The 26043-nt window shown below is 38.3% G+C and carries 29 protein-coding genes; 18 read left to right on the top strand and 11 right to left on the bottom strand.

Going from position 1 to position 26043, the window contains the following annotated elements:
- Window positions 1–79: 79 nt before the first annotated feature.
- From JEP40_RS04215 to radC, 4 genes are all read right to left on the bottom strand, one after another.
- Window positions 80–1207, bottom strand: a complete 1128-nt coding sequence (locus tag JEP40_RS04215; RefSeq protein WP_198622597.1) for a glycosyltransferase family 4 protein — start codon at window positions 1205–1207, stop codon at window positions 80–82.
- Between the two features lie 149 nt (window positions 1208–1356).
- Window positions 1357–1524, bottom strand: coding sequence for a 50S ribosomal protein L33 (gene rpmG / locus JEP40_RS04210; RefSeq protein WP_006534250.1), 168 nt, complete (start codon window positions 1522–1524; stop codon window positions 1357–1359).
- An 11-nt stretch (window positions 1525–1535) separates the two neighbouring features.
- Window positions 1536–1772: a 50S ribosomal protein L28 gene (rpmB, locus tag JEP40_RS04205; RefSeq protein ID WP_036914542.1), complete on the bottom strand. Its 237-nt coding sequence runs from the start codon at window positions 1770–1772 to the stop codon at window positions 1536–1538.
- A 247-nt stretch (window positions 1773–2019) separates the two neighbouring features.
- Entirely contained in the window at window positions 2020–2691 is a 672-nt protein-coding gene (gene radC, locus JEP40_RS04200; RefSeq protein WP_198622596.1) for a RadC family protein, read from the bottom strand.
- A gap of 296 nt (window positions 2692–2987) precedes the next feature.
- On the opposite strand from radC, the gene coaBC reads away from it, so the two are divergent.
- From coaBC to slmA, 3 genes are all read left to right on the top strand, one after another.
- Window positions 2988–4199: a bifunctional phosphopantothenoylcysteine decarboxylase/phosphopantothenate--cysteine ligase CoaBC gene (gene coaBC, locus JEP40_RS04195; RefSeq protein WP_198622595.1), complete on the top strand. Its 1212-nt coding sequence runs from the start codon at window positions 2988–2990 to the stop codon at window positions 4197–4199.
- Entirely contained in the window at window positions 4183–4641 is a 459-nt protein-coding gene (dut, locus tag JEP40_RS04190) for a dUTP diphosphatase (protein WP_109409849.1), read from the top strand. Before coaBC ends, dut begins: the two co-directional genes overlap by 17 nt.
- 110 nt (window positions 4642–4751) lie before the next feature.
- Complete coding sequence (gene slmA, locus JEP40_RS04185) at window positions 4752–5354, top strand: nucleoid occlusion factor SlmA (RefSeq protein WP_072070467.1); 603 nt, start codon at window positions 4752–4754, stop codon at window positions 5352–5354.
- Between the two features lie 308 nt (window positions 5355–5662).
- On the opposite strand, the gene pyrE is transcribed toward slmA, so the two are convergent.
- Both pyrE and rph read right to left on the bottom strand, forming a co-directional pair.
- Complete coding sequence (pyrE, locus tag JEP40_RS04180) at window positions 5663–6307, bottom strand: orotate phosphoribosyltransferase (protein ID WP_198622594.1); 645 nt, start codon at window positions 6305–6307, stop codon at window positions 5663–5665.
- Window positions 6308–6387: 80 nt separating this feature from the next.
- Entirely contained in the window at window positions 6388–7104 is a 717-nt protein-coding gene (gene rph / locus JEP40_RS04175; protein WP_072070469.1) for a ribonuclease PH, read from the bottom strand.
- 125 nt (window positions 7105–7229) lie between these two features.
- Here rph and JEP40_RS04170 point away from each other — a divergent pair, with 125 nt between their 5' ends.
- From JEP40_RS04170 to JEP40_RS04110, 13 genes are all read left to right on the top strand, one after another.
- A complete protein-coding gene (locus JEP40_RS04170) occupies window positions 7230–8093 on the top strand; it encodes a YicC/YloC family endoribonuclease (protein WP_198622593.1) in 864 nt (287 codons plus the stop codon).
- Window positions 8094–8279: 186 nt separating this feature from the next.
- Window positions 8280–9545 carry a tyrosine-type recombinase/integrase gene (locus tag JEP40_RS04165; RefSeq protein ID WP_198622592.1) on the top strand — a complete coding sequence of 422 codons (1266 nt, stop codon included), beginning with the start codon at window positions 8280–8282 and terminating at the stop codon, window positions 9543–9545.
- A gap of 1 nt (window position 9546) precedes the next feature.
- On the top strand, window positions 9547–10236 hold the full coding sequence (locus tag JEP40_RS04160; RefSeq protein WP_198622591.1) for a hypothetical protein: 690 nt from the start codon (window positions 9547–9549) through the stop codon (window positions 10234–10236).
- 361 nt (window positions 10237–10597) lie between these two features.
- The gene (locus JEP40_RS04155; protein WP_198622590.1) at window positions 10598–10831 is read left to right on the top strand and encodes a helix-turn-helix transcriptional regulator; all 234 of its coding nucleotides are present in this window, start codon (window positions 10598–10600) and stop codon (window positions 10829–10831) included.
- A 31-nt stretch (window positions 10832–10862) separates the two neighbouring features.
- Window positions 10863–11729, top strand: coding sequence for a hypothetical protein (locus JEP40_RS04150; RefSeq protein WP_198622589.1), 867 nt, complete (start codon window positions 10863–10865; stop codon window positions 11727–11729).
- 17 nt (window positions 11730–11746) lie between these two features.
- The gene (locus tag JEP40_RS04145; RefSeq protein ID WP_198622588.1) at window positions 11747–12763 is read left to right on the top strand and encodes a P2 family phage major capsid protein; all 1017 of its coding nucleotides are present in this window, start codon (window positions 11747–11749) and stop codon (window positions 12761–12763) included.
- Window positions 12760–13293 (top strand): GPO family capsid scaffolding protein, encoded by a 534-nt coding sequence (locus JEP40_RS04140; protein ID WP_198622587.1) that lies wholly within the window; start codon window positions 12760–12762, stop codon window positions 13291–13293. Before JEP40_RS04145 ends, JEP40_RS04140 begins: the two co-directional genes overlap by 4 nt.
- A 4-nt stretch (window positions 13294–13297) precedes the next feature.
- Window positions 13298–13861 (top strand): host cell division inhibitor Icd-like protein, encoded by a 564-nt coding sequence (locus tag JEP40_RS04135; protein ID WP_332873042.1) that lies wholly within the window; start codon window positions 13298–13300, stop codon window positions 13859–13861.
- The gene (locus JEP40_RS04130; RefSeq protein ID WP_198622586.1) at window positions 13861–14091 is read left to right on the top strand and encodes a hypothetical protein; all 231 of its coding nucleotides are present in this window, start codon (window positions 13861–13863) and stop codon (window positions 14089–14091) included. Before JEP40_RS04135 ends, JEP40_RS04130 begins: the two co-directional genes overlap by 1 nt.
- Entirely contained in the window at window positions 14088–16790 is a 2703-nt protein-coding gene (locus JEP40_RS04125) for a DUF927 domain-containing protein (RefSeq protein WP_198622585.1), read from the top strand. Before JEP40_RS04130 ends, JEP40_RS04125 begins: the two co-directional genes overlap by 4 nt.
- A 295-nt stretch (window positions 16791–17085) precedes the next feature.
- Complete coding sequence (locus JEP40_RS04120) at window positions 17086–17304, top strand: ogr/Delta-like zinc finger family protein (RefSeq protein ID WP_162556809.1); 219 nt, start codon at window positions 17086–17088, stop codon at window positions 17302–17304.
- On the top strand, window positions 17294–17449 hold the full coding sequence (locus JEP40_RS04115; protein WP_198622583.1) for a hypothetical protein: 156 nt from the start codon (window positions 17294–17296) through the stop codon (window positions 17447–17449). The genes JEP40_RS04120 and JEP40_RS04115 overlap by 11 nt, the downstream gene beginning before the upstream one ends.
- A 637-nt stretch (window positions 17450–18086) precedes the next feature.
- Window positions 18087–18977, top strand: coding sequence for a DUF3800 domain-containing protein (locus JEP40_RS04110; protein ID WP_198622582.1), 891 nt, complete (start codon window positions 18087–18089; stop codon window positions 18975–18977).
- A 280-nt stretch (window positions 18978–19257) separates the two neighbouring features.
- On the opposite strand, the gene JEP40_RS04105 is transcribed toward JEP40_RS04110, so the two are convergent.
- The 3 genes from JEP40_RS04105 to murQ all read right to left on the bottom strand — a co-directional run bounded on the left by JEP40_RS04105 (window position 19258) and on the right by murQ (window position 22142).
- Window positions 19258–20508: a type II toxin-antitoxin system HipA family toxin gene (locus JEP40_RS04105; RefSeq protein WP_198622581.1), complete on the bottom strand. Its 1251-nt coding sequence runs from the start codon at window positions 20506–20508 to the stop codon at window positions 19258–19260.
- Window positions 20505–20810 carry a helix-turn-helix domain-containing protein gene (locus tag JEP40_RS04100; protein WP_004249763.1) on the bottom strand — a complete coding sequence of 102 codons (306 nt, stop codon included), beginning with the start codon at window positions 20808–20810 and terminating at the stop codon, window positions 20505–20507. The genes JEP40_RS04105 and JEP40_RS04100 overlap by 4 nt, the downstream gene beginning before the upstream one ends.
- 432 nt (window positions 20811–21242) lie before the next feature.
- On the bottom strand, window positions 21243–22142 hold the full coding sequence (gene murQ / locus JEP40_RS04095) for an N-acetylmuramic acid 6-phosphate etherase (RefSeq protein WP_198622580.1): 900 nt from the start codon (window positions 22140–22142) through the stop codon (window positions 21243–21245).
- 108 nt (window positions 22143–22250) lie between these two features.
- On the opposite strand from murQ, the gene JEP40_RS04090 reads away from it, so the two are divergent.
- Complete coding sequence (locus JEP40_RS04090) at window positions 22251–22988, top strand: tetratricopeptide repeat protein (RefSeq protein WP_198622579.1); 738 nt, start codon at window positions 22251–22253, stop codon at window positions 22986–22988.
- A 94-nt stretch (window positions 22989–23082) separates the two neighbouring features.
- Here the strand turns inward: JEP40_RS04090 and JEP40_RS04085 are convergent, their stop codons facing one another.
- Window positions 23083–23541, bottom strand: coding sequence for a GNAT family N-acetyltransferase (locus JEP40_RS04085; protein ID WP_198622578.1), 459 nt, complete (start codon window positions 23539–23541; stop codon window positions 23083–23085).
- A gap of 127 nt (window positions 23542–23668) precedes the next feature.
- Between JEP40_RS04085 and JEP40_RS04080 the strand changes: the two genes are divergently transcribed.
- Complete coding sequence (locus JEP40_RS04080) at window positions 23669–25156, top strand: PLP-dependent aminotransferase family protein (RefSeq protein ID WP_198622577.1); 1488 nt, start codon at window positions 23669–23671, stop codon at window positions 25154–25156.
- 55 nt (window positions 25157–25211) lie between these two features.
- Here the strand turns inward: JEP40_RS04080 and JEP40_RS04075 are convergent, their stop codons facing one another.
- Entirely contained in the window at window positions 25212–25781 is a 570-nt protein-coding gene (locus tag JEP40_RS04075) for a class I SAM-dependent methyltransferase (protein ID WP_198622576.1), read from the bottom strand.
- Window positions 25782–26043: the final 262 nt, after the last annotated feature.

Genomic DNA, 26043 nt, shown 5'->3' with positions numbered 1-26043 from the left:
TACAAATATTCATCAATAATATGAATACACTAAGTTGATAATAGAGATAATCGTTTCACGACTTTATTATCAACATTAATCATACTGATTTATTTTTATCGTTAATTGCCTGAATAAAGATCCTTTCCATCTTATCTAGCATATTATCCAAGCTAAATCGTGCAACAGCATGTTCAAGCGCGTCTTTTCCCATCTGTTCACGTAATTGTTCTGAGCCCATTAATTTAGCTAAATGGTTTGTTAGTACTTCTTGTTCTTGTGGTGGCAATGTAAAACCGGTTTTACCATCAATAACTGCTTCGCTAATAGCGCCTACCGTTGTAGAAATAACAGGTAAACCGCAGGCCATTGCCTGCATAATGCCTTGAGGTACACCTTCATTACCAAAAGAAGGTAATGCAAATAAATCCATCGCATTTAAACAATCAGGCACATCATTGCGATTGCCTAAAAAGAAAATACTCTGCGCTAATCCCTCGTTTTTAACCATTGGTTCTAAATTTTTACGCTGAGGTCCATCACCGACAAAAATTAATTGCCAATCAGGAAACTGTTGGTGTAATGATTTCCATGCTTCGACTAAATATTTATGCCCTTTCCATACTCGCATAGTCGCCACTATCCCTAACGTTGGTTTATTAGGGATACCTATTTTCGCTCTGGCACACTGTTTATCCTGTGGAAAAAAGCGTTGTAAATCAATACCAGTAGGTACTGATGTCATTTTTTCTAACGGAAATTGATTATGTTGATGCAGTGTATGACGTAATTTCTCACCTGTTGTCACGATATGGGCACTAGATGAAAGATAGAGCCAGCGAGTAGGCAGCGAACGAGAAACATCTGTAGAAACATGTCGAGTACGGATAACTACTGGTGAATGGCGTAATGTGGCACAAGAAACAGCCACTAGCCATGCATCGGTAGAACTGTGGGTATTAATAACATCAAATTGGTGATGATGTGATTTCAGCCACTGACGAAGTGCTTTTAATGCAGAAACACGTTTTTTTTCAATAGGTAATGTAAAAACATCAATACCATAATCAGGTGCTGCTTTAGCAATTTTAGATGTGGGGCAACACACAAGTGCAACTTTATGCCCTCTACGGATCATGCCTTGAGCTTCTGTCAGTATACGAATTTCCTGACCACCCCACCCACAAGATGATTCTGTATGTAATATTGATAGCACTGACTTACTCATCCGCAATCCATTCACCCAATGAATTCAAAAGAGCCACAGTATAACTAAAGAGCGAGCGAAGATCACAATAGCTTTACTTTGTTATACTTAGCAAACCTCAGATAACAAAAAACCCGACACAAAGGTCGGGTTTTTTAAGAAAACTAAAATTATTTAATTTTAGCTTCTTTATAAAGCACATGTTGACGAACAACTGGATCGAATTTTTTCATTTCCAGTTTTTCTGGCATAGTGCGTTTGTTCTTCGTAGTGGTATAGAAGTGACCTGTACCAGCAGAAGAGACGAGTTTAATTTTCTCGCGAATACCTTTAGCCATTTTTCAGCTCCTTAGAACTTCTCACCACGGGCACGTAAATCTGCTAATACAGATTCGATGCCTTTCTTATCAATCACACGCATACCTTTAGCAGATACACGCAGAGTTACGAAACGTTTCTCAGACTCAACCCAGAAACGGTGAGAGTGCAGGTTTGGCAGAAAACGGCGTTTAGTCGCGTTTAATGCGTGAGAGCGGTTGTTTCCACTCACAGGACGCTTGCCGGTAACTTGGCAGACTCGGGACATGTCTATTCTCCAAAAATCTAATCAGCTCGAGCTTTAGTATCAGGTTTGACCGCCTCGTCAGGCTTTGGAGCCCATCTCAGCAACTTTTAACGATTGAAAAACTGTGTTAACACCTCAGAAAAAACTTGCTGAGATAGGCTCTTCTCGCCAAACCCAAGATCCTCAAAGGTGGCGTAGTATACGCCCAATGGCCTCAACGCTCAAGACCCGTACAAATAAAGATTGACAATAATTACAAAAATATTTGCTACAACCAACCACGTTCTGCAAAAGAAACGCAGTCGTCATGCCCTATTACAAGGTGATCGAGTACTTTTACACCAACTAACTGGCAAGCCAGAAAAATTTTTTCAGTTATTTCTTTATCTGCGAGACTTGGTTCGCTAATACCAGAAGGGTGATTATGAGCAAGAATGATGGATGTTGCATTCTTTTTTATTGATTGACGAACAATTTCTCTGGGATGAACTTCTACTCGATTAATCGTACCTTTAAACATTTCATCAAAAGCAATCAATTGATTTTGATTATCAAGAAATAACACTACAAACACTTCTCTATCTCGCCAATGAAGTAATTTTTGTAAGTAATGTTTGGTATCTTCTGAAGAAGAAAGTACATTTTTATACATAAATTGCATTGTTGAAAAGCGTTGTGCCATCTCATTAATCGCTTGGAGCTGGGTAAATTTACCGATCCCTACACCTTTAAAGCGCCCTAACGTTTCATAATCAGCATTAATAACATGATACAGAGAGCCACACTCTTTTAGTAAAAAAGCCGCCAACTCTAATACTGATTTTTCATATGTTCCTGTACGTAAAAAAAGCGCTAGTAATTCAATATCCGAAAGAGATCCTACGCCATAAAGTAATAATTTTTCTCTGGGTAAAAGCGCACTAACCGATTGATTTTCCATCCTTGGGCTCCTTATTAAGTAAAGGTTTTAGGGTTAGTAATTGATTTTCTTTATATTAATTGCATTGTTGTCTTTTTATTACACATCATTAAATGCCAATCATAAAACAACTGTTGTTTTATACAGTCAATTTACTATAAACTGCTTATATTGTATGAAAAAGACACATATCAAAATTGTGCGAGATGACCCACAAAAATTTAATCAATAAAACATGAGGTTACATAGAATTCCGAATTCATAGATACCTTGTGGTAAAATTGCGGACAATTATTTATGTACTTAGGCATTTCATCATGACTACACTTCACAACAAAAAGATTATTCTCGGTATTAGTGGTGGTATTGCGGCCTATAAAGCACCTGAACTTGTTCGCCGTTTACGTGATAAAGGTGCTATTGTCCGTGTTGTAATGACACCCGCAGCACATGCTTTTGTCACGCCATTATCATTACAAGCGGTTTCTGGCTTCCCTGTCGCTGATGACCTACTTGATCCCGCAGCAGAAGCAGCTATGGGACATATTGAATTAGGTAAATGGGCTGATTTAATTCTACTGGCACCAGCAACGGCCGATCTTATCGCCCGTTTACGCGCAGGAATAGCTAATGATTTACTCACTACCCTCTGCTTAGCCAGTAGTGCACCTATTGCCATTGCCCCTGCAATGAACCAGCAGATGTATCGAGCCACTATTACACAAGAGAATTTATCTGCTTTAGGGCAACGCGGTAGCTTAATTTGGGGACCTGATTCAGGTAGCCAAGCTTGTGGTGATGTGGGCCCAGGGCGAATGCTAGATCCTTTAGAGCTTGTCGCATTAGCTGAAAAACAACTGGCTTCACAACCACAAGATTTTGCGGGTAAAAAAATCACAATCACCGCAGGACCTACTCGTGAAGCCCTAGATCCGGTACGTTTTATCAGCAATCATAGCTCTGGAAAAATGGGCTTTGCAATTGCACAAGCCGCCGCACTACGTGGAGCGGATGTCACGCTTATCGCAGGGCCTGTCACATTACCGACACCCTCTTGTGTTAAACGTATTGACGTTGAAAGCGCACAAGAAATGTATGAACAAGTGATGATACTAGCGCCTTCACAAGATATTTTTATCGGTTGTGCAGCCGTTGCAGATTATCGCGCTAAACTTGTTGCGACGGAAAAAATTAAAAAACAAGGTGATGAAGTCACCATCACTATGGTAAAAAACCCCGATATTGTTGCCAGTGTCGGAAAAATGATTGAGCGCCGTCCTTTTGTTGTTGGATTTGCAGCCGAAACCCAGAATGTGGAAGAATATGCCCGCAAAAAACGAGAACAGAAACAGCTCGATTTAATCTGTGCCAATGATGTTTCAATAGAAAATCAAGGCTTTAACAGTGACAATAATGCATTACACCTTATTTGGGCTAATGGAGAAACGCGTTTACCACACAGTAGTAAAGCACAACTTAGCCATCGCCTACTTGACGAGATAGCCAAACACTATGATGAAAAAAATTGATGTTAAAATTCTTGATGCTCGTATTGGTCAGGAATATCCACTTCCTGCTTATGCCACAACAGGCTCTGCTGGTTTAGATTTACGTGCTTGCCTTGATGCACCATTGGTACTTGAACCGGGGCAAACTGAATTATTACCGACAGGTCTCGCTGTACATATTGCCGATGAAGGTTTAGCAGCAATGGTGCTTCCTCGTTCAGGCTTAGGTCATAAACACGGTGTTGTATTAGGTAATTTAGTTGGCCTGATTGATTCTGACTACCAAGGCCAACTGATGGTATCAGTGTGGAATCGTGGGCAGAAAGCGTTCACCATCGAGCCGGGCGAACGTATTGCTCAAATGGTTATCGTACCAGTTGTTCAAGCTGAATTTAATATTGTTGAAGATTTTACCGCAACGGAACGTGGTAGTGGCGGTTTTGGTCATTCCGGCCGCCAATAATAACGACGTCTTGCATTAATTATTTCAATGACGATATCACTCCCTTTGCACTGAAATTGAGTGCAAAGGTTTACTGATTTGTTTTGCTTTTAGCAGGGGCCTTATCAGTCATGGCAGAAGAAAAAGAAACCAAAAAGAAAAGAAATAGACGGGATGAAATCTTACAATCACTTGCTCAGATGTTAGAGTCAAGTGATGGTAGCCAACGCATTACAACGGCAAAACTGGCTGCAACTGTCGGTGTATCTGAAGCGGCACTCTATCGACATTTCCCAAGTAAGACAAAAATGTTTGATAGCTTGATTGAGTTTATCGAAGACAGCTTAGTTTCTCGTATTAATTTGATCTTAAAGGACGAAAAAGAAACGATAGCTAGAATTCGCTTAATTCTTATCTTGATCCTCGGTTTTGCTGAAAAAAATCCAGGGCTATCTCGTATTTTAACAGGTCATGCTTTAATGTTTGAGCAAGACAGATTACAAGGTCGCATAAATCAACTTTATGAGCGTATTGAAGTTCAGCTTCGACAAGTTATCAAAGAGCGTAAAATTCGTGAAGGTAGCGCTTTCTTACATGATGAAGCCTTGCTTGCCTCACAACTACTCGCTTTTTGTGAAGGTATGTTAGCGCGCTTTGTACGTACTGAATTTCGCTATCAACCGACCCAAGAATTTGAAGCTCGCTGGCCATTAATATTGGCACAATTACAATGAAATGATGGACTCGTGATTTAACTCAAGAATTTGAAATTGACAGATATGCCGTTTTTTTCTTATTTGTGTTAACATGCGTCCTCTGGTACATAAGTACCTCAATGTATTTATCAGGAATGGCATTTGTGCAGTTCCTACATTGTGGCATTAGCGAATCGCTTTGCCCCTGCTGTAAAAGTCCTTTTTATATTTTCAATATCTGTGGTAATTATCACAGAAGATTCATTGTACTACTCACCCCGCCCATTATTGGGCGAGGGCTTTTTTTTATCTACAATCAATCAGTTATTTATCGTATTTTAACTTTATTAATTAACGCCATAGCGCTCACGATAAGCTTTCACTGCAGGTAAATGCTCAGATAACGTTTCATTCTCACTTAGATAGTTAATTAAATCATCCAGAGTAATAATCGAATACACTTGGCATTGATAATCACGTTTTAACTCTTGTATTGCAGAAAGTTCTTCTCGCCCTTTTTCTTGTCTATCTAAACTTAATAGCACAGCGGAAAGCGTTGCATCATGCTGTTTAATAATTTCCATTGATTCACGAATAGCAGTACCGGCTGTGATAACATCATCAACGATCACGACATCACCCTTTAAAGGACTTCCTACTAATGTTCCCCCTTCCCCATGATCTTTAGCTTCCTTACGATTAAAACAATAAGGAATATCAATATCATGATGTTCAACTAATGCGACTGCCGTTGTCGTTGCAATGGGGATACCCTTATAAGCAGGCCCAAACAACACATCACAAGACACATTATTATCTAATAATGTTTGCGCATAAAACTGCCCCAGTAAAGCCAAATCACGCCCTGTATTAAATAAACCGGCATTAAAAAAGTAAGGACTCACTCGTCCTGATTTTAGTGTGAACTCACCAAATTTCAGCACATTTTTTGCTAATGCTAGTTCGATAAAGCGGCGTTGGTAGGCTTTCATTTTTTTCTCCTCTCTACGTTACTTAATGACAAATTTTAGGCATAAAAAAGGCGACTTCTCAGTCGCCTTAAATATAAAATTTATTGCTTAAGCGCCTCTTTTTGCGCTTCAAATATCTTCTCTAATCCCCCCTTCGCTAGGGCGAGTAAAGCAAGTAATTCTTCATGACTAAATGGTGCACCTTCTGCCGTACCTTGAACTTCAATCATACGACCATCATCGATCATCACCACATTCATATCAGTTTCTGCTGCGGAATCTTCAACATATTCAAGATCGCATAATGGTTCACCATCAACAATACCCACAGAGACTGCAGCCACCATTGATTTTAGAGGGCTTTTTTTCAGCTTACCTTCTTCAACCATTTTATTTAATGCATCAACTAATGCTACGCAAGCGCCAGAGATAGACGCCGTACGTGTACCACCATCAGCTTGAATAACATCACAATCAACAGTGATGGTATATTCACCCAATGCTTTTAAATCAACCGCAGCACGTAATGAACGAGCAATTAAACGCTGAATTTCCATAGTACGGCCAGTTTGTTTACCGCGAGCCGCTTCGCGTGCATTACGGCTATTGGTTGCGCGAGGAAGCATGCCGTATTCTGCGGTCACCCATCCTTGCCCTTGTCCTTTAAGAAAACGTGGTACACCGTCTTCTACAGTGGCGTTACACAAGACTTTAGTATCACCAAACTCAACTAATACAGAACCTTCAGCATGTTTTGTATAATGGCGAGTAATGGTAATAGGGCGTACTTGGTCTGCTTGTCTGTCTGCTGGACGCATGGTGTTATCTCCGCTTTCTCTGACATATTGGGGGCGCATTATACGACCTAAAATGGCTTATGCCTATCCTGTATCGACGCCTAGGGTTATAATCGTATCATCTTTTACACTATTGAGACCCTATTATGATCCGTAGCATGACCGCTTTTGCTCGCCGAGACATCAAAAAAGACTGGGGTAGCGCTGCATGGGAACTGCGTTCCGTAAACCAACGTTACCTTGAAACTTATATTCGTTTACCTGAACAATTACGTAGTTTAGAACCGGTTATTCGTGAACGTCTACGTAATCGCTTAACTCGTGGTAAAATTGAATGTAACTTACGTTTTGATCTTAACGCTCGCTTTCAAGGTGAACTTAATCTTGATGAAAATCTGGCAAAACAACTGATTGTTTCTGCCAATTGGGTAAAAAGCCACAGCCATGAAGGCACTATTAGCCCATTTGATATTTTACGTTGGCCGGGTGTTATCTCAGCACAAGAGCAAGATTTAGATGCCATTGGTACTGAGCTTTTAGCTGAATTAGATTTAGCAATTGACGCATTTATTGCTAGTCGTGAAGCAGAAGGACAATCACTCAAAGAACTTATCGAGCAACGTTTAGATGCCGTTAGCGCAGAAGTGGTGAAAGTGAAAACCCAAATGCCAGAAATCTTACTCTGGCAACGTGAGCGTTTAACCAGCAAATTAGAAGAAGCTCAAGTTCAAGTTGATAATAATCGTTTAGAGCAAGAGTTAGTGATGTTAGCGCAACGTTTAGATGTTGCTGAAGAGCTTGATAGATTAGAAGCCCACGTTAAAGAAACACGCAAAATTCTTGTGAAAAAGGAAGCGGTAGGTCGTCGTCTTGATTTTATGATGCAAGAATTTAACCGTGAATCCAATACACTCGCATCCAAATCAATTAATACTGATGTCACCAATTCTGCTATTGAATTAAAAGTATTAATCGAACAGATGCGTGAACAGATCCAAAATATTGAGTAAGATTTCTTAGCGGTTTACAGCCTATCATCAAGCCAGTAGATACCTTGTATTTGCTGGCTTTTTTGTTATCAGAGGATTGCAGGATGAGTCACAATAGCGCATGATTTATATGTACCCCTTAAATGTACCTCTTAGTATTCAAGATAACAGACTAGGGGTACACTTATATTTTAACTAGGATGCGTAATGCCAAAACTTACAGATAAAGAAATTAAAGCATGGATAAGGTCTGGTGAACGATTTGAAGGAAAAGCGGATGGTAATGGCTTATATCTGTGTTACCGAAAAACCTATAAATATCCAGTATGGCGGTTTAGGTACAAATATTCTGGCTTATCCAGAGTGATGGTACTAGGTTCATATATTGATTTATCTCTAGCTAAAGCAAGAGAGTTAACAAAAGAATTATCGGCTAGAGTCTCTTTAGGCTATGACGTAGCCATGGAAAAAAAAGAACGAAAAGCAGAAGCTTTAGCAAAAATAGAATCTGAAAAAAATGCAATCAAACTATCTGATTTAGCATCTGAATATTATCAAAGACAAATATTACCAAGATGGAAGCATCCTGATATTTTACGCAGGCGCATAGATAAAGATATCAATCCTCATATTGGGCATATGAAATTAGAAGATATAAAGCCTAGGCATATTGATAATATGTTAAAAAATATTGTTGACAGAGGTGCTCCCACTATTGCAACAGATGTCCTACGCTGGGTGAGGCGTATGTTTGATTATGCAATTAAAAGGCAAATGATAGAAATTAATCCTTGTTCTGCTTTTGAAGTGTCAGATGCTGGCGGGAAAGAAATACCAAGGGATAGATGGTTGACTAGAGAAGAATTAACTATCGTTTTAAAAACATTTAGAACATCATCAATCAGCCGACAAAATGAAATTAGTTTCAAGATATTACTCGCTTTATGTCTTCGAAAGATGGAGTTATGTGGAGCTCAATGGAGTGAATTTAACTTTGATAAATCTGTATGGCATTTCCCTGCAGAAAGAAGTAAAAATGGGGATGCTATTGATATCCCACTCTGCCCAACAGTAGTTGACTGGTTTATAGAATTAAAATCTATAGCTTGTGGTAGCACATATGTATTACCTGCTAGAAAAATGCAAAGCCGAATGATCCCTCATATTCAAGAATCTACTTTATCAGTCGCTTTGGCGAAAGTTAGACGAGCATTACCCTCCAATATAACAAACTTTACTATTCATGATTTTAGACGAACAGCTAGAACTCATTTAGCATCACTAGGAGTAGATCCTTTTGTTGCTGAACGCTGTCTAAATCACCGCATAAAGGGAGTCGAAGGTATTTATAATCGGCATGATTATTTTGAAGAGAGGAAAATTGCATTAAAAAAATGGTGTGACTTATTAGTGCTCTTAGAAAAAACAGGCATTAACGATATTATTTCGACAAATACTACTTATAGGTGCTGATATGAAAATACCAAAGCTCAATAAATTAGAGTTAATAACAACACAACAGCTAGTGACCACTAATGCAATAACATTATCTTTATATGGATTAGATCCATATATATCTAATAAAGATATTCCTAACGATATTAGTGATGAGTTAAATGCACTAAGAACTGCAATACTAAGTAATATCAGAGCTATAAACCTAGAAGAGTTTCATTATTTTACCATAAGAACTAATACCGAAGTTAACTCTGATGTCGTGTTTGGATGTGCTTATCAATATATAAAAGATGAAACACCAGAAATAATCAGTATTAGGATAAAAAAAGCATTAGACAACATATACAAAGAATATAAAAAAGATGGTAAATGGAAAAAATATTTTAAATCATTTGGTGGTCAAGCACTTGTTGATAAAACTACCAATGAAAATAAGAAAGGACAAGGTTCATACAGAAAAAATGATGAGATAAAAGGTACATTTAAACTCATTGGTTTATTGATATGCCTGCTTCAGGAAAAAAATAAAAATGAAAATGACACATCAAAAAATTATGGAAAAACTATAGGCAATCCAATAATTAGCCATATATATAACGATATTTGCCAAATAGCCAAAGATGAAAAAATCGATTTATCAGGTGTAGGAAGTTCAACTTTTTCACAAAAGATTAAAGACGCATTATTTGAACTAAAAGATGAATAATTAAATATTAATAAATAATTTCATATAATTAATCCTAATCTAAATTGCCAGTAACCCTCCTTCTGCAAATCATAGCATTATTACTGGCAAATTATAAATACACACAAATAAGAACGGATACACACGGATAAGTATGGATATGTGGAATACAGATATTAATCATTAACAAATTTACACATAACGCATTGATATATAAAATAAAGATTAAAAAACGCAAATAAAAAGAATTAAAAAAGTTTCAATGGAAAAGGTATTTTTTAATGGAATGCCTATTTTTTTCAATGGATTCCAGTTTCAATGGATTAAGATTTTTATATCTCCTAGAGTACTCCTAACAAATCACAAGGAGGCTAAACACGCTATGAGTAAGCAACGGAATTCTCGTATGAGAAATAACACGCCATATCCAATTTGTGGAAATGCACGCAAAAGACATACTGCAGATTTTTTAGGTATATCAGATGCAACGCTTAACCGATGGGTAAAATTGAAAAAAATACCACTGCCCTTTGAATTAGATGCCGGTTTAATGGTTTTTGATGCTGAAGAAATTAGAAATTGGGTAGAAGAGAAAAAGATACAGAGAATACAGTAAATAAACCATTTATTTAAAATTAGGATAAATAATGAATAAACTCACTTTTTATAAAGATGAACATTTACACGCCATTGCAAATTACAAAGCTATTCCATTTAATGAAACACATGAAGATAATGGCTTTATTATTCGTGTTATTGAACTATTTAAGTTTACTCAAATTAAAAATCAATTAATACAATTGCAAAAGCTTACAGGGTTAACGTTAGATAATATCGAACCCTCAATAGAAGAAGTTATTGCGTTAATTGAAAGAGGGAAAACTATTTCAAAACGAAATGAAGAAATCGTTACTGAATTATCAAAGAATTACGATTTAGCAAAAAATATAAAAGAAAGAGCCGAAGAAGGTGGACTTAAAAAACCTGATAGCGCCCCATCAGTAAAGGCTTGGAAAGAAAGTCTTTCTGCTAGAGTAAGTCAGCATGAAAGTAATTTACTTGTTGCCAAAGAGCAATTAAATGATTTCAATGGCATTTTTGGGTTATTGAGAATAATCATTCAATCTCTTCCACAAGAAAACATAAAAAACATTAACAAAAAACAGATGAATATCATTCCTGATGAAATATATAAAGGGAATAAATTTCGTATAAATGTATTTTATGGAAAACCGATGAAATATAAAGATGCGTATCAATATATTGAATCATCCTTTGAAAAATTGAATGAAAATATCTTACGTATTCTTAATTCTTGCACGCCCTCTAATGATAGATACAAATTGCGAATGTGGGAGCACCAACGAGGTGTAGAGTTATATCAATATTATTACAGTCAGACAGATTGGATTATAAAAACCATTCTGAGCGCAGATGATTATGTGAATTATATTCTAACTCAAGAGAAAGAAGTTCACGATAAAAAACACTTAATGACTAAATCATTTATTTAATAATAAGGAAATTAATTATGTCTTATATTGCACCTCAAGGCGCAAGGGTTTTCCACGAGAATTTTACCCGTGGCGTAAAATATTTATCTTCAGCGCGTCGTTATTTTTCATTATCAGAACCGTCAACGAATTTAATTCGTGTGGCATTAATGGATTCCAATTGGTTAATTAATCAATTAACGCTTGCTGATGTTGATGAAGCTAAAGGGGATACCGTTAATTTAGGGAATAATTCACTGCATACGGGGCGAGAAGTTGAAAGCCGTTTCTATAAAAATGTCGCCTTTTCGGGAACACCTTTTGCGCTAGAAGAAATGGATACCTGCTGTTCGCTCACGTATCAACAATTATCTTTAATTTGCAATAGTGGCAGTGGGGATGATGACCATATCAATAAATCCATGTCCGATTATATGTCAAAAGCGGTTGCTTTAGATATGTTACGCATTGGCTTTAATGGTCACTTTTGTAACTATCCGACCAATCCGCAAAAATTCCCTAAAGGGCAAGATGTTAATATCGGTTGGCATGAAATCGCCAAAACCACGAATGATGGTACTCAAATTATTACTGACAAAATTACCTTAGGTAAGGATGGAAAATTTCCTAATTTAGATGCGTTGGTGAATTACCTCATTATGCAAAAAATTCCCGAAGAATACCGCGAAGACCCTCGCTTAGTGGTACTTGTGGGCGCTGAATTAGCAGGTATGTATCGTACATCCTTATTTAATGGCGCTAACAGCCCATCGGATTTAAATGCCAGTCAAAAAATGCTCAGTACCGTTGCAGGTCGTCTTGCTATTGTACCTCCCTTTATGCCTGGGCGACGCATTGTGGTTACTCGCCTTGATAATTTGCATATCTACACACAAACAGGAAGCCGTCGCTTTAGAGCGGAGTTTGTTGATGACCGTTCAGCCTATGAGCATAGCTATTTACGTAACGAGGGTTATGGCTTAGGTGATATCAATTTGTATGCTGCGATTGATGAAAGTGCCATTGAGATTGAGGAAGGAGTCTATTCCTTATGAGTGATAAAAATACATCTCAGTTAACAACCAGTTGGATATGTGTCGCAACGGCAGGGCTTACAAGTATGGATAAGCGAGAAATTGAGGCACAGTGGCTAACGGATATTGCCGAGTATTACGACCCCAGTTATTACACCGCATTAATTTGGGAAGAGCATAACCGCAATTTGGATAACTTAGGCGAAGTGCTCGATGCCAAAGTGGATACCGTTGACGGTGAAACAAAGCTCTACGTTCGTTTAAGACCGAATGGAAAGTTACTGAGCTACAACGCACAAGGACAAAAGCTATTTTGCTCCATCGAAGTAGAAGAAGATTTTCAAGGTAAAGGGATATTTTATTTAGGTGGACTTGCCGTCACGGATAGCCCCGCCAGTGTAGGAACGGATAGGCTTCAATTTAGTATCAATCGAGCACATTTTTCCCGAAGAAAACGTAAGTTGAGTTTAAGTTCACCTTCCGTTTTTCATTTAGATAAAGGCTTGAAGCAAGCCAAAAACCTCTGGTTTTCCGCTATCTCTGCGGGTTAATGCGATGCCCAGTTTCAGCTGGGCTTTTCATTTCATTTCCTATTCAACTTTTTTAAGGATAATAAAAGTGTTGCATACCTTTAAATGGATGGGCTATATTGCTGATGCGTTAGCAAAATCTAACGTCAGGCGTGGAAACCTGAATCAGTTACTGGCGACACATGACGCGCCTAGCGTCTTTTTTTGTGTCTATATCAATGCCTACCTTATGGCGAATTACGCCTATACAGATTCTATGGTGGCGTTGTTAGGGCAGTCCTCGGACTGGCTGGATTCCAGTAACTCCAGTATTTCCACCCCTGATAACGTCACCGCCCTTACTGAGCGTGGAAACTCTCGCGGTGACTCCTTAACTAAGTTACTGGAGATCATCATCATGATGGCTATCCCTACCCCTACTCAAATCCAATTCCTCTTTTTGAGCGTTAAACGCGCGGATACCTCGGCTAAACCTTGTCGTCTTGAAGTAACTGCATCTAATGAACATGATGCTCGTTTGTCTCTCTCTCGTGATTATGTTTTATCATTTGCGGGTCAAATTCCTCTGCGCACAGGAGGAAATGCATAATGAAACACATTATTAATCGTAATGTCGTGTTATCTCAAGAAGGTGAAAGAACGCTTATACGCACCGCTCAAGCGACTGCTTTTATCTCCGATTTACTCATTAGTCATAGTATGACAGGAAGCAAGCTAGTTTCTTGTGAGGGTATGACTGCACTGATGGAATGCCTTTCTGAGCAAATGGAATCCATTATTCAAGAAAGCAGTTTAATGAATGAGGAGATCAAGTCATGACTCAGACTCATTTTTCAGCAGAAACTCCCTCTGTCACCGATATTGTGAATGCGTCACAAGGGCGTTGGCTCTATATCCTAGCAAATCTCGGTATAACCGTACCTGATAATCATAAACATGGTGCATGCCCTAAATGTGGCGGTAAAGACCGATTTCGTTTTGATGATAAGAACGGTAAAGGCACATGGTTTTGTAACCAATGTGGGCACGGTGACGGGTTAGATTTAGTCAAGTTGGTAACAGGAAAAGAGACGAAAACAGCGTGTCAGGAAGTGAATAAAATTATTTTATTACCCGCATTTAAAGAAATAGCGCCAACTCCCCTGAAGAAAGTTAGCGCTAAGAAAGGCATTGAACATTATGAAAAAATAAAAGCCTTTTGTTCTTTGGGCGAAAGCCAGTATTTAATCAATAAAGGGTTAGCCAACCATCAATGCTTAATAACTCGCCAACAGTATACACAGGGTGAGTTTAGCTTTCCAGTAGGCTCTTTATTGCTTCCGTTGGTTGGTACTGATTTGCTGATTAAAGGCGGGCAACTGATTAGCCTAAACGGTGAAAAAAGTCTGTTATCAGGCTCGACCCTTTCAGGCTCTTTTATTGTTGTTCGCCAGCCAGAGAAGACGCCTTTAGAGCAAATCGTTATCACAGAAGGTTTTGCCACGGGATTAAGTCTCTCAAAATGCCTTGATGCGTTGATTGTGGCGAGTGTTTCCGCGACTAACTTAGTGAAAGTCGCTCAACAGCTACGGGCGCAATACCCTGAAACGAAGATAATTATCGCAGGGGATAATGACTTTGTGGATGGTAAAGACAACACGGGCAAAATGTGGGCGGAGCGTGCAGGGAAAGCGGTTGACGGATGGGTGACATTACCACCAACACACTATAAAGCCGATTGGGATGATTTCCGACAAGAAAATAGCCTTGAAAAGCTCAAAGAAGCGTTCTTTGAGGAAATGACGTATTACGGCAAAGACCGTACCCGTTTACCGCAAGGTTTTCGTCTTACGCAAGAATACCTGTGGTTTGATAAACAAATCACTAAATCAGACGGTGATATCGAAGTCAGAAACATCAAAATCAGCAGTCCAATAAAAGTTACCGCGATTACGTGTGATGCGGATGGGAGTAACTACGGACGCTTATTGGAATGGGAAGACACTTACGGTAATTGCCGTAAATGGGCAATGCCTATGGAGATGCTAAGCGGAAGTGGGGAAGAATTACGCCGAGTGCTTTTGGTGAACGGATTATCTTATATCAATATCTCAGGACAGGCGCGCGCCCATTTAATGGAGTATATCTCCCTTTGTCGTCCAGAAAGAAAGGTTACCTGTGTAAATAAAACGGGTTGGCATGGCAATGTGTACGTTCTACAAGATGAAGTGGTCGGCAACGGGGCGGACTCGGTAATTTTACAAACATCCAGTGTTCAAGGTAAAGACTTTAGAGTCTCAGGTACAAGCGAACAATGGCGTGAGCATATTGGTAAATATTGTGTCGGTAATGCCCGCCTTGCCTTTTCGGTGAGCCTTGCCTTTGCTTCCCCTTTATTACGGTTAGCAGGTGTAGGCGGTGGCGGTTATCACTTAAAAGGTGAATCCACAGACGGTAAAACAACCACAATGAAAGTGGCATCGTCAGTGTGTGGCGGTACGGATTATTGGTATACATGGCGCGCCACGGGGAATGCCCTTGAAGGAACGGCTTGCCGTCGTAATGATGCCACGTTGATGTTAGATGAAATCAGGGAAGTAGACGGACGTGAAGCGGGGAATATTGCTTATATGCTGGCAAATGGGCAAGGGAAAGCCCGTGCTAAAACGGACGGCAGTGTCCGAGAGACTAACCGTTGGAATCTCTTATTCCTATCAACAGGGGAACTCTCGCTTGTTGAACACGCCTCAAACGCAGGCGAACGCACTTATGCAGGGGTTGAAGTGCGGATGATACAAATTCTGAGTGACTCCGGTAAATACGGTGTTTTTGAAGACTTACACCACTTTACCAGTGGTAAAGCGATTGCCGAATACCTTGAACATGCAGTCACGCGCTATCACGGTACGCCCTTTCGTGATTGGCTTAAATACATCACTAACAATTTATCTGATGTGTCGAATACCGCTAAAGCCTTATTGAAAGAGTACACCACAAAATTGATGCCTGAAAATGCAGGGAATCAAGTGGGGCGCGCTATTACACGTTTTGCGTTAGTCGCTATGGCGGGGGAAATGGCTACGCGTGCAGGTATTACAGGCTGGAAAGAAGGCGAAGCGTTTATATCGGCGAAGAAATGCTTATCCGCATGGATGAAAGAACGCGGGCACACGGCAAATCAGGAAGATATGACCGCATTGGAGCAAGTCAGTGATTTTATTTCTCGACATCAATTTAGCCGTTTTGCGGATTGGTACGATGAATACAGCCGACCTGTAAGCATGATGGGTTTTAGGCGTGTTGAGAAAGACACAGGTAACGGTGAAAGCAGTATCACCTTTTATGTGTTACCTACCGCATGGAAAGAAATCTGTAAAGGATTTGATACCCGTAAAGTGGTGCGTTTGTGTGTTGAAAAAGGGTGGCTTGAAACAGGTAAAGACGGCAAACCACAGACCAGTATTCGCCTGCCAGAAATAGGCGTTAAACGGGTTTATATCTTTAATAGCGAAGTTTTAGGTTGTTCCGAAATAGAGTAAGAAAAACTGACCCTCTTATCTTTTTAATGTAACAAGGGTAACTTGGGTTACAAGATTGATTTTAAAGGGTTTTAGTTGTTACCCATTTAACTTTTTTATGGGTAACAATGGGTAACATACCCGCTTTGTTACCCTTGTTACCCTTTTATTTTTTAATTAGGTAACAGAATAATTTCTTTATATTCAACATTGTAACCCATGTTACCCGTGTTACCCATCAAAATAGCAAGAGATGTATTTAATTGGCTTTTTTCTGGTAGGCATAACGCCCGATAAGGAGAATAACGTGAAAGTAATGAAAGTCCTCTGCCCTGAATGCTCCACAAAAGCGAAGATCCATTACATTAAAATGAAAGGCGAAAACAATGACCCTGAATTATATTGTTCTTGTAATAACCTAGAGTGTGGAATGACGTTTGTTTTAGATGTTACTTTTTCACATGTGATTACTCCCGGTAAATCAACGAAATCACGTTCTTTCATTGAGCAAGGAGAAAATAGCCATGTTATTTAAAACAACACCGTCTATTTCTGTCGAAGTGAACCAAAATTCAATGGTGATTAATTTATCTGGATTTAGTGCTGAGGATGCAATAAAAATTATTCAGGCTCTCATATCAGAACAAGTAAAACATCCATTGTTACCGCCCCACTCTTGATTTATTTTTTCATTCGATTTCAGTTTGAATTTTCTGTGAACCCGCATGAATTGGGCATTTCAGTTTTTCATGTGAGGTTTACATTAAAAATAATTCTCACGTAAAGTATGAAAACTCTTTTATTTTCATGGCATTACAAATCTACTTACTTCTCTCTTTTTTTCGTCAAACTGAAATAATCTGAAATCCTTTTCAATCATTTCAGTTTGATGCTGACGCAAAGAACCCAGTCACCATGCGTTCTCACGATATGTTTTGTAAAAAATTCAAACTGAAATAATTTTTAGATCCAAATTGTGCAGGCGGGTGCGGAGTAGTGCATTTTACGTGAGTTTTTATTTTACTTCTCTTAATTAAAGTTAATAACGAATTAATTTATGATAAGCATAAATAAAAGCTTCCTCATCAAGCAAATGAGCATATACATCAACATTTATCACAAATTTCTGGTATAAATAAGATTCAGTGTTAGATGGTAAGGAAAATGCAGCATTGATCACCTTATCTATTAATCAGGCGAAAAATAGTTGTATTTTTTTTAAAATTAGTTAATACTAAATACGAACCCTGATTCCCAAGCTTCAGATTGTATGATTTGCGGCGCTTTAAGGAAAAAGGGTTTTTTTTTGGGGTTTTTATGGCTAAATATCAAATATTTGCAGATGAAGCATGGACACATGGAACACCACCACCAAATAGATATCATTGTTTTTTTGGTGGAATAATAGGTCTTGAATCTGATATTGACAGTTTACAGACTGCTTTGCTGAATATAAAAATTCGCTCCGGTATACTTCATGAAGTAAAATGGTCTAACGTATCTGCACTAAACAAAAGTTACTATATTGAATTAATTGATTGTTTAAAGCATTACATACTAACTAGAAACATAAAATATAGACAAATGTTTCGTGATCGTTCATTTCATGTAGATCCCTCTCCTGACACCTCAGAACTAGATGTTCAGTTCAAAATTTACTATCAGTATATTAAACATATGTTTGGGATGAAATTCTTACCTAAAGATAATCCTAATGGTATTGAAATTTTAGTAAGGTTAGATGGTCATTCTAGCGAAAAACATAAAACCAAGCTCAAAGATTACATTGAGAGACTGCCCCAAACGCTAAATAGAAATGACATAACTCTCAATGTTACATATGAAAATAGCAAGCACTCTATGAGATTACAGGTTTGCGATCTCATGATGGGGGCTGCGGGTTATTATGGTAATAAATTCCATTTACGTAGAGAAAATAACCGTAGAGGAATGACTAAAAAACAAAAAATAAAGCTGGAGCTAGCCAAGCATATTTATAATACGCTTAAAGATATCGATGCCCAGACTAGAGGTTCAAAGGCATTTAACTGGTTCGAATCCACAGGAACCAATGGCGATACTGAAAATTATTTGCATCATTGTATAAGAATCTGGAAATTTGAGCCTACAGGTTACAGGATAAATAAAGGCTGGCAGAATGATAACCTCGATAACCAAGGTAGGTTTATCAGGGATAATTTCATCTAAATACAATAAAAATACAGTAAGTTAAGCACTTATTGTATTTTTATAATCATGTACCCTATCGTGTACCTCAAATGACAGATAAAATTATAAATTTTGCATTATCAATGCGTTAGGTTGTTTTTGTATAATCAGATCCAAAATATTGAATAGTGTTTGGCCCATCTAAGAATGCTTTAAAAGCCCTGTTATTTTATTGTAAATAAAGGGCTTTTTTATTTTTCCCATCCAAATCGTTTTGCAGATGTCCGTTACCAACTACCTGTATAGTTTCACTTACTCATTAAACGTTAAACGCCGATTTTTTCATGGCTTGCTCAGCTCGGCTGATCCCTAGCTGCTTAGCAACGGTTTGCCATTGCTTAACCGCAATTAATACTTCATCGTAAATTTGCGTAGCTTGGGTTTGCGAAAGTCGGAAGAAGTCTTTTACATCAAATACTAATTGGTAGTCTAAGGCGTTGTCTACATCGGTAATATTCAGATGCAGGCCATGCTTACCCACTATCGGGTTTAAATCATAAGCAGGTGATAGCTTCCAACCATTCTTTGTTAATAAAAATCCATGGTTACGCAGGTGATCATCCGTGTTGGACACAGCAATATTAAACACGATACGTCGCCATAACTGTGCTAAATCAGCTTCAGTTTGTGCACCACAATTGGAAATAAATTCAGCAATCTCTAAGTAACTGGCACCTTGAGATTGTTCACCATCATAGTATTGAAGCTGTGTCATGGCCGATGAAAAATGCAGCCGCTTTTCACCGTCACGATCAAACCGTTTTGTTAAAAAGGTATGATACCCAGAGGAAAACTGCCTAATCTCACTTGGAAACATGTCAACACCTGCTGCCAAGGCCAATTCATAACAGACCATCTCCCACGCCCCCACGTCATGGGTATCATTTAAATTGGGAAACTTGGCAATCCACAAGTGGCCTTGCTCATCTGTCACACAAGCCTTGGGCCTTGCACCACCTAATGATGAGCCTGGAGAAATCAGCATTTTTAACCAGCGATAATACTCGTCACTGTCGATGTTATCGTCTTTTTCAATCTGTATGGCTGCGTGCTCTAGCTCTCGCAGAGAAGTCATTGGCGGCGCAGAAAATTCAGAATTGTCGTCCAAAAAAGCATTCGAGCCTACTCGTTTAAATCGAATACCACCCATCCGGTAAGAGTCGTGCACACCCAACAAGTAATCCAATTCGTTTAATCGACTTGTTGCTCGAATGCCTTTGCGCGCTTCAATGGCTGCACGCCGTTGCATTAAAATACGTCCCCATCTATCGGGCGATGAATCAAGAAATGCACGAAAGTTTTTATCGGCTTCATCGTTGTAAAGTTCACCGGAGTGAAGCGTTAGGATTGGATCAATTTGCAAGCGATAGGCTGAGGTTAAAAATGTTTTATCGTAGGTAAAACTAAACACGCCACCTCGGCTTGAATCGCTGTAAGCAAGCTGCCCAACTAACAAAGGCGCTTCAATTGGTTGCCAGTCAGCATAGACTTCGACGATTGTACGGCTCATCTTGAACCTTCCAGCAATTTTATATTTTGCAGCTTAATACCCACTTCATCATGGGCGGCCATTTCTGCAAAGTTGCTTTCCATGCCAAGGACGGCCATCACTTTTAAGTAAGTACCTATGGCAACGCCCGGATCACCTGCGAAGACTTTGTTCACGGTTTTATGATCAAAGCCTGTACGTTCACACAACAGCTTTTTTGTAAAACCACGTCGTTTCATCGCTAACAATAAGTCTTCACCAAAATGAGTCAGGATTTTGCGCTGCTTTGGAAACAGTACATTGTGCAAATCACGCTTAGCCATATCACCAATCCATAGGACTATAATCCCATTATTTAATCATTACTAGGAATATAGTCCAACTTTGAAGTCCAAGCAACTCCAACAAGTTAAATATGGGACTATATTCCTATTTTACTCAATATAATTGGATTTATATCCTACTTTTAGGTTTAGTTTGCACATTGGCCAAGGTGATGATGTGGATCCCTGAATACCAAAGGACACCAAAGGACACCAAAGGACACCAAATTACACTTTTACGCGTAAAAGTGTGAAATGCAAGTTGAGTACTCGTCTATGCGTTTTACAGAACGGGAAAAACGCCTTGCCGATTCTGAGCCAAGACTCCAACAGAGATCTGTTCACCTGAGCTTAACGTTGCGACGAATAACACACCAAGATAATGTGGAGATAGCATTTATCACCCAGCTTAAAATCAAGTCTGTATAACGGTCAGTTAGCCAGTGCTTGTCTAATAAATCCTTTATTTTGAGCCAACATCTGTATCGCTCGTTGTGCATCTACGCCCGCTAAAATCATCAAAATAGCCGTTTTACAATGGCGTTGGCATTGTGATAGAGCTTGTTCAGCCGTAGCTCGTTCACATTCTGTGGCTTGCATTACAATACGAATTTGGCGCTCAACCAATTTGGCATTGGTTGCTTCAACATCCACCATTAAATTACCAAATACCTTGCCAATTTTTATCATCGCACCTGTGGTTATCATATTTAAGATAAGTTTTTGTGCTGTACCCGCCTTCATACGTGATGATCCGGTTATCACTTCTGCACCCACAATCGGTGTAATAGCAATATCAGCAAGTTTGGCTATCGGGCTTTCAGGATTACAACTAATCGCTCCCGTTATCGCTCCGAGTGATTTTGCATACTGTAAAGCGCCTATCACATAAGGCGTTCTGCCACTTGCTGCAATACCCACTAAAATATCTTGCTCATTAAAATTATGTTGGCGTAAATCCTCTTCACCCAATTGCGTATTATCTTCTGCATTCTCGACAGCTTGTAAAATCGCTTTATGCCCACCCGCAATTAAACCAATCACCATTTCATGAGGAGTACCGTAGGTTGGCGGGCATTCACTAGCATCTAAAATCCCTAATCGCCCTGAAGTCCCCGCACCACAATAAATAAGGCGTCCACCCTGTGTAAATGCAATAGCAACTTTATCAACGAGTTGTGCAATTGCAGGTAGCACTTTTTCTATCGCAAATGGCACTTTTTTATCTTCATTATTAATGACACTTAGCATATCCAACGTTGAAAGCGTATCGATATTCTCACTGTCATGATTCCTACTTTCAGTCACCAGATTGCTAAGATCAATAGCCATTTTGGCTCTCCCAATATTATTATTCATATGATTAAGTCGAAGAAATTAACTGCTTTTATACCATTATTATTGGTAAGATTTTCAAAATCATTACAAACGGCACTCTACATGACATTTATTAAATATATTTCGACCTTTATCAGTCTATTTACACTTTTTTGTTCGTTTTCTTTACACGCTAATTTTGAAGAACAAGATAAAAGAAAATTTGAAGATACTCGTAAAGAAGCACTAAACCATAATGCACAAGCTCAATATCAGTTAGCCGAAATGTATTTGATGGGAACGGGCGTAGAAAAAAACCTTCTTAATGCACAACTGTGGGCAAATGAAGCGATAAAAAATGATTATGCTGATGCCTACGCACTGCTTGCTGATATCTACTTATTTAATGCCGATCCTTATTTTAAAAATAATTATATCGAAGCAAAGAAATTAGCTACTCTCGCGGTAAACAAAGGAAGCATAAGAGGTAAAATAAGTTTAGCAACCGCTCTCATTGCGCCATTATCTGGTGAAACAGATCACAAAAAAGCGATTATATTATTAGAAGAAGCCGCCGCGACTCATCAACAAGAGCTTGTTTACGCTCCAATTTGGTTAGGGCTTATCTATAGTGGTGTTGGTAATGTACCTGTAGATACAGAAAAAGCCAATATGTGGTTTGTAAAAGCTAACGAAATGACTTTTGAAGGATTTGCTCAAGCAATGGCTTCTTTTATGTTCTCTGGCCAATATCATATTATCGAGCCAAACAAACAAAAAGCTGGTGAATTAATGAATCAAGCATGTGAAGAAGCAAAAAAAGTTGGCAATGAGTTTTATTGCCAACAAGCATTTAATTAACCCAAATTGAATCTAATAAATAACCCTAATTCAGAAAAGAGATGGCAAATATTGCTATCTCTTTTATACCCTATCTGTCCTGCCTAACGTACTTTTACAGCGCCATACGGTATTCAATAACACCTGGTTTTTCTGCTACCCAGTCATATAAGCGCTGACCACGTAAATTGGTTTCCTGCGTATGCCAATATAAACGAGCACAATTACGCTGTTTTGCTTGTTGATGAACAAACTCAATAAGTTGCTTACCTACATGGCGACCACGTGTATCTGGTGAAACAAATAAATCTTCTAAATAACAAAAATCACTCTCAGCCCATGTTGAGCGATGAAAAAGATAATGAACAAAACCCAATACCTTTTCACCATCCATTGCTACGACACAATAAACAGGTTCTTTTTCATCAAAAAAACGTGCCCATGTTTTTAATGTTATCTCTTCTGATAACTCAACTTTATAAAATGCTTGATAACTTAGCCAATGTGGTAACCATTGAGCATAATGCTCTTGTTCAACAAACTGAATTGAAACAGTTATTGGTGTTGTGCTCATCTCTTCACGTCCTTCTACTTTCATTAATGCTATAAAAAAGTATCACCTGTCTTTAAACGTGGTCATGGTACGTTTAATTTTGGCTCTCAATAAGGTACACTTTTTGTGTTTTTATAGGATCCACTTTATGAAACAGAAAAAAACGGCTTATTTTCCTAACCTTGTTTTAGAAGAAGGACCTATTGGTTCTCAGATTTACCACGCGATTAGAAAAGCGATTTTAGATGGGCGCTTAACATCTGGTAGCCGTTTACCATCAAGTCGCACATTGGCTGAAATGATGTCGATTTCTCGCAACTCTGTTATTGCAGGCTTTGAACGTTTAATTGACGAAGGCTACTTATTTACTCGTTGTGGTGCGGGAACTTTTGTTGCAAACACAATCCCTGATGCCATTATTTCAGATAAATGGACCAAAACAATCCACTCTGTTTCTTCATCACACATTAAAAATTCATTAGAAACGCTAAATCCCAATATGCAAAAAGCACACGCTTTTTGGCAACAGTCACAACCAAACATCAATAGTAGCCCTACATTTCATGTTGGCGTTGGCTGTGTGGATCTTTTTCCTCATGAACTCTGGGGAAGGTTATTAGGGCGGGTTTGGCGACAATCCAAAAAAGCACTCGCAACATTTAATTCGCCAACAGGCTATACGCCATTAAAAGAGATGATATGCCAATATGTTCAATCAACTCGTGGGCTCTCTTGCCAGCCTGAGCAAATCATTATTGTAAATGGTACACAGCAAGCGATTAATCTTACCACTAGAGTGCTATTACAAGAGGGAGATACCGTTTGGCTAGATGATCCTGGTTATGACAGTGCACGAGGTATCTTCACTTCCTATGGTATAAAATCACACCCAATAGGTTCAGATATTGATGGAATGGATATCTCTCAAGGAATAGAGCAGTGCCCAGACGCAAAACTTGTTTTTACAACCCCTTCTCATCAATTTCCTTTAGGTAATACGCTCTCACTTTCACGTCGTATTGCATTATTAGAATGGGCATCTTCCAATAATATGTGGATCTTCGAAGATGACTACAATAGCGAATTTCGCTATCACTCTAAACCTATTCAATCTCTACAAGGGTTAGATAAATATCAGCGAGTTATCTATGCTGGAACATTTTCAAAAATGATGTATCCCGGGTTTCGTTTAGGCTTTTTAGTCGTACCTCAAACTTTAATTGAAGCCTTTAAAGTCGCTAAATACTACACCGATTCACATTCAGGTTTTTTAGAGCAAGCAACATTAGCGCTGTTTATTTCTCAAGGGCATTATGCACGTCATGTTAGGCGAATACGAAAAGCCTGTTATGAACGCTATCAAGTGTTAACTAATGCCATAAAAATACATCTATCCCATGTTTTTCATGTTGAGCCCTCGGATTCAGGTATTCATATTGTATGCTGGTTACAGTCAGGTTATACAGAAGAATATGTTGTGAAAAAAGCACGAGAAATAGGATTAGCCATACAGCCTTTGGCGCGTTACTGTATTCAAACATATCCAAAGAAAGGTGTTTTATTAGGATATGCTGCTCATAATCCAAATGAAATTGAAAAGAGTATTATCTTGCTTGCTCAAACTTTATCTAAATAAATAACATCTATTCTTATTTGTTATTTACAATATAAAAAGCGAGCAAGCCTTGCATTTACCCTATCTTATTTTTAGGCGTGCAATAATAAACCCAAGCAGGGGGAACATTAAGCATGACTAATTTCTTTTCTAAATGAAAATAACGAGATAACGTTTTTTCATATCGAGTGGTATATTGAAATAAGACAAAACAACCTTGTGTTTTTAATAACTCATTATGCACTCGTTTTAAAACTCTTAAACCTGTTTTCTTTGGTATAGATAAAAAAGGTAATCCTGAAATAATCATATTATAATGACTGTCTAATTTCTCCGCTGACGCGGTATAAACCTTTAATCGATTATCATTGATTTTATCTAATTCTGTTGCAAAACTAGGTTCTATTTCAAAAACATCTAATGAAGAATTCACTGACATTCTTTTTAAAATTTGCTGAGTAATAACCCCTGTGCCAGCACCTAACTCTGCAACTTGAATATCCTGTTGCCAATTGAGTTTATCCAGCATTTCATAACATAACCAGCGAGATGAAGGCGCGATAGTACCCATCGTGGTTGGTGAAATCACAAACCGTTTTAAATACGAGTAGTACGTAGATAATGGAATGACCGTTGATATATCCATTTCGCCTCCTAACACCACTTAATAAGTGGTAAAATAAAATTCAAATAAAATGAAGAACATTCATCATTATTTTTTATTTATGAAAATACATCATCTATTAAACAGTAGTATTTAGTATAAAGCGTGGAGTGACCTCTAAGTAAATACGTTTTTCTTATATATTACACTATTTTACATTTTTCTATTTTTACTCTATTTTCTTAAACAAGAATATATTTTTATTTATCCAAAAAAATAAAATAAGATATAACAGAATATTCTT

Origin of the sequence: Proteus vulgaris (assembly GCF_016239305.1) — a bacterium.
In the GTDB taxonomy this organism is placed as follows: Bacteria; Pseudomonadota; Gammaproteobacteria; order Enterobacterales; family Enterobacteriaceae; genus Proteus; species Proteus vulgaris_C.
The sequence above is the reverse complement of the archived record's forward strand: the minus strand, read 5'-3'. Positions and strand labels throughout refer to the sequence as shown.